Origin of the sequence: Desulfonatronovibrio magnus (assembly GCF_000934755.1) — a bacterium.
In the GTDB taxonomy this organism is placed as follows: Bacteria; Desulfobacterota; Desulfovibrionia; order Desulfovibrionales; family Desulfonatronovibrionaceae; genus Desulfonatronovibrio; species Desulfonatronovibrio magnus.
Genome location: NZ_JYNP01000118.1, coordinates 1 through 6,420, shown reverse-complemented (window position 1 = coordinate 6,420; position 6,420 = coordinate 1). Strand labels below are relative to the sequence as shown.

Below are 6,420 nucleotides of genomic sequence, written 5' to 3'. Positions count from 1 at the left end.
GTTAGAGTTTTCACAATTTTAAGATTTTTACATATGATTGATTCTCAATTACCAGAAAAGTTCCGTCAAAGATGAGAGCTTTGCGCCTGGCACAGGGACTTTCCCTCGCTGTGTAAATTTTATCATTAAAACAAATCTCTACCAGGAACCAATGCAGCATCAATCTGTTTTATAGTACCTCGCGGGGACTGTCCCAATTTTCAAATATGGGACTGTTCTTCAATGTGGAGGCGGCTTCCAGCCGCCTGGAATTAAATAGCCTGCAGGATGCAGGCTCCACTTTAAAGACAGTTACTCGCAGGTTCGGTCCCGGGCCGCCCCAGGGGAACAAATATGTGACAGTTCTTCAAGGTGGAGGCGGCTTCCAGCCGCCTGGAATTAAATAGCCTGCAGGATGCAGGCTCCACTTTAAAGACAGTTACTCACAGGTTCGGTCCCGGTCCGCCCAGGTGAAGAGCTTCTAAGTAACTAAAATCAAATTGCCAACAAAATCAGACGGTTAGAGTTTTCACAATTTTAAGATTTTTACATATGATTGATTCTCAATTACCAGAAAAGTTCCGTCAAAGATGGGAACTTTGCGTCTGGCACAGGGACTGTCCCTCGCTGTGTAGATTTTTCCATTAAAAAAAATCTCTACCAAGAACCAATGCAGTATCAATCTTTTTTATAGTACCTCGCGGGGACTGTCCCAATTTTCAGAAAAGTGACAATATCCTAAAGTTACCCACAAGTTCGGTCCCGGGCCGCCCGGGTGAGGAGCTTCTAATTAACTACAAAAAAAAACTGGACCCCGGATCAAGTCCGGGGTGACGGTTAAAGCAAACTATTACTCTTTGTCGTCATTCCGGCGAAAGCCGGAATCCAGGCTTTGGTATGAAGAAGCGGCTGGAGCCGCAAGAGCAAAAAGTCCTCAGGCTGGAGCCTGGGAACGAGTGGTGTAAGTTACTCACACGTTCGGTCCCGGTCCCCCCGGGTGAGGAGCTTCTTATGCGCAAAATTATCAATACATGCATGTAAAACCAATTGCGAACAAAAAAATAATAATCTGAATATTTTATGTTTACATATAATAAAACATTCTATATCAAGTATTACTTATTTGCAATTATTATGCAGCAAAGTTCACATCATAAACCATGAGGAGGAAAAATGACTAAAAAATCTTCTTCGCATTTACCCTGCTGTTCTAAGCGCCAAAACCAGTTTTCCTTTACCTGTGGTCTAATTATGGCCATGTTGGTTTCTGCTTTTTGGCTTTTTTATCCTCCTCCAATCCATGCTCGCGCATCTGTAACGATTACAGACAGCATGGGCAGGGAAATTACAGTTCCGGCACAGGTGGACAGGGTTATCTGTTCTGGATCAGGCTGTCTGCGACTGCTTACCTATCTTCAGGCTCAAGATCGAATAGTGGGGGTGGACAGTGCTGAAAAAGGTGGACTTCCATTTTCAGCTGATGCCAGACCTTACGCCATAGCTAACCCTCAATTCAGGGACTATCCCCTTTTTGGTGAATTCAGGGGACATGACAGCCCTGAACTTATAGCCGGCCTTGATCCCCAGCCCCAGGTCATCTTCAAAACCTATGCATCCAGAGACGGGGGAATAGACAATCTTCAGACCAAGACAGGCATTCCAGTCATTGCTCTGGACTACGGAAATCTGACTTACGCACGAGATGACCTGGACAAAACCCTGACCATCATGGGGTCAGTTCTCGGTATTGAAGAACGGGCCAGAGGAGTTATCCAATTTTTCAACTCACTGCAGGCAGACCTGGAAGGCCGAACCAGAGACATACCAAAAGATCAGCGCCCAACTGTCTATGTGGGAGGGGTGGCGCAGCGCGGAGGGCATGGTTTTCAGTCTACAGAAAGCGCCTATGCTCCATTTGAATTTTTAAACGCCCAAAATGTGGCCGGACATCTTTATTCCAACGAAAAGAGATCCTCTCATGCCAGCGTAGCCAAGGAAAAAATCCTGATCTGGGACCCTGAGATCATATTTATGGACATTTCCACTACCCGTCTCGATGGAATTGCCAACGGTCTGGAGCAGCTCAGACAGGACCAGGCCTACAGGACACTGAGCGCAATTAAAAAAAGCGAAGTTTATGGCGTGTTCCCTTACAATTTTTATACGCAAAACTTTGAGAACATCTTTGCCAATGCCTATTTTATCGGCAAAACAATATACCCCGATCAGTTTGCTGATATCGATCCCATGGAAAAGGCTGAGGAAATTTCTTACTATTTAAATGGCGGGCCAGCCTTCAGGATCATAAACAGCCACTTTGAAAACCTGGGCTTCAGCCGGATCACAGTAAACCAACAATAATTCAGGATCCTGACGCGGTGGTCCTGGCAGTGACTGGATCAGCTGACCTGTTAACGTTGCGCAATGCAGCCCTGCGCGTCAAGGACCACCTCACTCATCTTCCCGGAGTCTCAAAGGTCAATCTGGTGGCTAACCCTGGAGAGCAGGTAACCATCCACCTGGATGATGCTGCAGCTAAGCGAATCGGGATCAGCCCTGACCAATTGGCTGCGCAGCTTTCTGCACGCAACAGGATCATCCCTGGAGGCTCCATTGAACTGGCAGGCATGACTGTCAGGCTGCGTCCTCTTTCAGAGTTTAAATCCGTTTCAAAAATTGCTTTGACTCCGGTAATTTTACCTTCAGGGGCAACAATCCTGCTTCAGGATCTGGCCAGTGTACGTCAAGGGGTTCTTGAGCAAGGCACAACGATTTGCTTTATTGAAGCAAATTTAATAACTTCATCTCTGCGTCGTTGCGTTTTTGCGTGAGAAAAAGAAACGGCACGCTAAGCCGCTAAGACACCAAGTTATTTTAACAACTTCTTCTTTGCGCCTTGGCGACTTCGTGTGAGAAAAAGAAAAAAGATGGAAGGAGGGGGCAATAATGGGCAGATTGATTTACCAGTTCCACATCAGGCTTAAAAAGATTGAACCGCCCATATGGCGGAGAATCCAGGTCCCTGATACCTACAATTTCTGGGGACTGCACATTGCTATTCAGGACGCCATGGGCTGGCTGGACTGTCATCTGCACTCCTTTAGATTTCGACCCAAACATAAGCGGGATTTCATAGAGATCGGAATCCCAGGTGAGGAGTGGGATGACCACGAAACTCTTCCTGGATGGGAAACAGAGCTTTCTTTATATCTGCACGAACCCGGACAATTGCTCGAATATGAATACGATTTTGGAGATGGATGGGTGCATGACGTTTTGTTTGAAGGCTTGCTGGTCAAAGAAAAGGGGAACAAATATCCCAAATGTATAGGGGGCGAAAGGGCCTGCCCGCCGGAGGATTGCGGAGGTGTACCAGGGTATTATAAGTTGTTGGACATACTGAATGATCCAGTTCATGAAGACCATCAAGATATGGTTGCCTGGCTGAAAGGGCATTTAAAAAATTATTATCCCTATAATCCTGATGAATTTAGTGTTGAGAAAGTGCGCTTTTCCAATCCCGTGACCCGATGGAAAAAAGCCTTCCTGGAAGAATGATTTCATGTAAGTATCTTCATACTGGCTAAAATCTGTCGTAAACGCGATATTCCCAGGCCAATACTGGGATATTGGACCAGGATTTAAATTGGCAGAAAGCTGAAAAAGACTCTGTGTCCATGATAACTGGGATTCAGGCTTTCAGCGGATATGGCCTAAACTCCAGCCAAGCGACTTGAATGGAAATTAAATTGTAACTGTTCACCACATATGGTATAAGGCTATTAAAACACCCTGGATTTCGGCTTTCGCCGGAATGACGGTAAAGAGTAAAAACTTGCTTAAACCGTAAAAAAGAAAGTCCCGTCAAAGTCGTCACTTGGGTCGAATATCAGGGCCGATCAAAAATCCAAAGGGCTTATCGCCTCTTATTTGGTCTGGCTTTTGATAGTTGGGTAGATGCCGAGACTTTTTTCTTCTCAGCCAAAAAGGTCAGGAAATCCCTGACCTCACTACCAGTCAACAGACGACTGTCTTTGCTTCTCACAAAGGCTTGAAACTGCCTGACCCAGCCTGTGTAAGCCCTTAAGGTTTTTGGGGAATAATGCCTGAGAGTAATTTCACCCGAGAGGTCTTTGTAAACACTTCTCCAGTCAGCTCCTGTTATTTTATATTGTTCATCTTTTTCAGAAAGGACTTTTCTTTGATTCTCTTTGTCCTGCTTTTCTTCCTTTCTTTGAATAATCTTGTAATAGAGTTTTATAGCCCGGACTGCTTGACTTTGCTGTAGATCTGTCTGCTTTTTTTCTCGTAATTTTTTAATGAAATGATCAAGGCTGTTCTGGTCAGATTGAACAAAGTTATACTTTTGACAAAAATCAAGATAAAAACGGAGCCATTTTTGATACTCTACCTGCTTTTGCTTGCTAAAAGATTCTTGCTCCAAATGGAGCTGAAAACTGTTTTGCAGGTCAGGAGGGATATTTTTCTTGACATCTACCGTTGTTGTGCTTCCTCTCTCCACTGCTGCGAAATCACACCCGCCAATCACGGTTCCGGTTAATTGTCAGGGGGGAGCTGCCGTGGCCGTGGTGGATCAGATTCGAGCAGTTGCAAAGCATAGGCTGAAAAAGAAGACTGAGTCGCTATCTCTCGAAGAACTTGATGAAATCTGCCAGGCAGTCGCTACAATACTTGAAATAAGATAAAAAAGTCACAACCAGGGCATTCAGCAGACCGCAAACAGCCGCGGCTGCTGAATGCCCGCTGTTCGGCTATATAAACATCACCACAAACAAAGGTGAGGAAATGAATACAAAGCAATTAATAGATGAGGCAGTGTCACTTCCGGTGGAAGAGCGTGCCATAGTTGTGGACTCACTGCTTCGCAGTTTAAATCAGCCGGAATCAGAGATAGACAAACAATGGGCAAGTGAGGCGAAACGGCGTCTTTCTGAGCTCAGATCGGGCCATGTTGAAGCAATTCCAGGAAATGAAGTGTTCAGCAAGGTTTGGGATAGGTTTGAAAAATGAGCTTTTAATTCCACCCGGAAGCTGAAAAGGAATTCAATGAGGCAATTGATTATTATGAGAGTCTTGAGCCTGGTCTGGGATATGACTTTGCTCTGGAGGCCCATTCCGCCGTTAAGAGAGCAATCGCGCTTCCTAATGCTTGGCCTGAGATCGAAGGCGATATAAGAAGATCTCTGGTAAGGCGGTTTCCATACGGAATTCTGTATTCTGAAGAGCAAGGTGGAATATTCATCGTTGCTGTAATGAATCTGCATCGGAAACCAGGTTATTGGAAGCCGAGAAAGTGATCAAGAGCCGAACAAAGCGCCTAACATGGACTGCCTCAGTCGCTGGCGTTCCCAATTGCCGGTGAGCAAGGCGTTGGCCTGAAAAATCCTTGACCCTCAAATTGTATATGTATATACTTTGGATATACGTTGGGAGGTGATCATATGCTTGCAAAAATTCAAAAATGGGGAAACAGCCAAGGTCTCCGTATTACAAAGACATTACTATCAGACGCACAAATAAATGTAGGCGATGACGTCAATGTCACTGTAAAGGATGGTGCCTTAATCGTCACCCCAGCCCAGAGAACCCGAAGAAAATATAATCTCAAGGATCTTGTGGCGAAAATTCCCAAAGGTTACCAAACTAAAGAAACAGATTGGGGGAAACCAGCCGGAAAAGAGGTCTGGTAAATGGCAATCTATATTCCCGAACAAGGAGACTTGATTGCCATTACTTTTGATCCGCAAGCTGGTCATGAACAAAAAGGACGCCGTCCGGCGTTGGTCGTCAGCAAGGAACTGTTCAATAGCAGCACAGGTTTGGCTATTGTATGTCCTATTACAAATACAGATCGCGGATTTCCTTTCCATGTACCTATTCCAAAAGCAAGCAAGTTGACCGGTTTCGTCATGGTTGAGCAAGTGAAGTCAGTTGATTTCCATGTTCGTCGTGTTAAATGCATCGAGCGACGGAACGATGAGCTATTGTCTGAAGTCCTGTCTATATTGGATGCTTGTATTTATTAATAGACCAATTAGACATTCCAGTGTGCCAACATAGGTTACGTTTTTGTCGTCCGCACTGAAAGAACCTGTATCGGCTTACAATGATGTTTTTGAGGGTAAAATGTTTACCTTATGAAACAACGCTAAGCGTTCCTGCAAAGCAGGGTTTTATCAGGGGTGCTTCTAAGCTCCGAAAATAGGCTATTTTGGGACACCTGCCTGGTGAAATGCTGCCTTGCAGCCCAGCTCTACTGGATTTCACTGGGTTTATCCTGACATTTAAGGGTGATGGTTAGGTCCGACCCCAAACAAAAACAAAGAAAATTTGATGCCGATTATTACACGCAGCTTGCGGAAAGACTGCTGGGGATGGACAGGATCGTGGTTGAAGAGAAAGGCTTGCTGGATATAATGC

General features: G+C 45.1%; 8 protein-coding genes. 7 read left to right on the top strand and 1 reads right to left on the bottom strand.

Translation table 11 applies throughout. The features are described 5' to 3' along the window. Positions 1–1,152: 1,152 nt before the first annotated feature. The 3 genes from LZ23_RS11220 to LZ23_RS11210 all read left to right on the top strand — a co-directional run bounded on the left by LZ23_RS11220 (position 1,153) and on the right by LZ23_RS11210 (position 3,537). Positions 1,153–2,340, top strand: coding sequence for an iron ABC transporter substrate-binding protein (locus LZ23_RS11220; protein ID WP_052507325.1), 1,188 nt, complete (start codon positions 1,153–1,155; stop codon positions 2,338–2,340). Between the two features lie 29 nt (positions 2,341–2,369). Then, the gene (locus LZ23_RS11215; protein ID WP_198145976.1) at positions 2,370–2,810 is read left to right on the top strand and encodes an efflux RND transporter permease subunit; all 441 of its coding nucleotides are present in this window, start codon (positions 2,370–2,372) and stop codon (positions 2,808–2,810) included. Positions 2,811–2,925: 115 nt separating this feature from the next. Then, on the top strand, positions 2,926–3,537 hold the full coding sequence (locus tag LZ23_RS11210) for a plasmid pRiA4b ORF-3 family protein (protein WP_045214229.1): 612 nt from the start codon (positions 2,926–2,928) through the stop codon (positions 3,535–3,537). Between the two features lie 358 nt (positions 3,538–3,895). On the opposite strand, the gene LZ23_RS24645 is transcribed toward LZ23_RS11210, so the two are convergent. Beyond that, entirely contained in the window at positions 3,896–4,501 is a 606-nt protein-coding gene (locus LZ23_RS24645) for a phage integrase N-terminal SAM-like domain-containing protein (RefSeq protein WP_332308280.1), read from the bottom strand. Here LZ23_RS24645 and LZ23_RS23510 point away from each other — a divergent pair. From LZ23_RS23510 to LZ23_RS11185, 4 genes are all read left to right on the top strand, one after another. Beyond that, on the top strand, positions 4,467–4,685 hold the full coding sequence (locus LZ23_RS23510; protein ID WP_198145974.1) for a type II toxin-antitoxin system PemK/MazF family toxin: 219 nt from the start codon (positions 4,467–4,469) through the stop codon (positions 4,683–4,685). The two genes, LZ23_RS24645 and LZ23_RS23510, sit on opposite strands and share 35 nt — an antisense overlap. A 100-nt stretch (positions 4,686–4,785) precedes the next feature. Further along, a complete protein-coding gene (locus tag LZ23_RS11195; RefSeq protein ID WP_045214228.1) occupies positions 4,786–5,010 on the top strand; it encodes an addiction module protein in 225 nt (74 codons plus the stop codon). A 431-nt stretch (positions 5,011–5,441) separates the two neighbouring features. Further along, positions 5,442–5,690: an AbrB/MazE/SpoVT family DNA-binding domain-containing protein gene (locus LZ23_RS11190; RefSeq protein ID WP_028574625.1), complete on the top strand. Its 249-nt coding sequence runs from the start codon at positions 5,442–5,444 to the stop codon at positions 5,688–5,690. Further along, positions 5,691–6,026: a type II toxin-antitoxin system PemK/MazF family toxin gene (locus LZ23_RS11185; RefSeq protein WP_045214226.1), complete on the top strand. Its 336-nt coding sequence runs from the start codon at positions 5,691–5,693 to the stop codon at positions 6,024–6,026. Positions 6,027–6,420 lie beyond the last annotated feature (394 nt).

What these genes read in the sequence shown, in the direction of transcription:
- LZ23_RS11220 (WP_052507325.1), top strand. Translation starts at nt 1,153, where the DNA reads ATGACTAAAAAATCTTCTTCGCATTTACCCTGCTGTTCTAAGCGCCAA.
- LZ23_RS11210 (WP_045214229.1), top strand. Translation starts at nt 2,926, where the DNA reads ATGGGCAGATTGATTTACCAGTTCCACATCAGGCTTAAAAAGATTGAA.
- LZ23_RS11195 (WP_045214228.1), top strand. Translation starts at nt 4,786, where the DNA reads ATGAATACAAAGCAATTAATAGATGAGGCAGTGTCACTTCCGGTGGAA.
- LZ23_RS11185 (WP_045214226.1), top strand. Translation starts at nt 5,691, where the DNA reads ATGGCAATCTATATTCCCGAACAAGGAGACTTGATTGCCATTACTTTT.
- LZ23_RS11190 (WP_028574625.1), top strand. Translation starts at nt 5,442, where the DNA reads ATGCTTGCAAAAATTCAAAAATGGGGAAACAGCCAAGGTCTCCGTATT.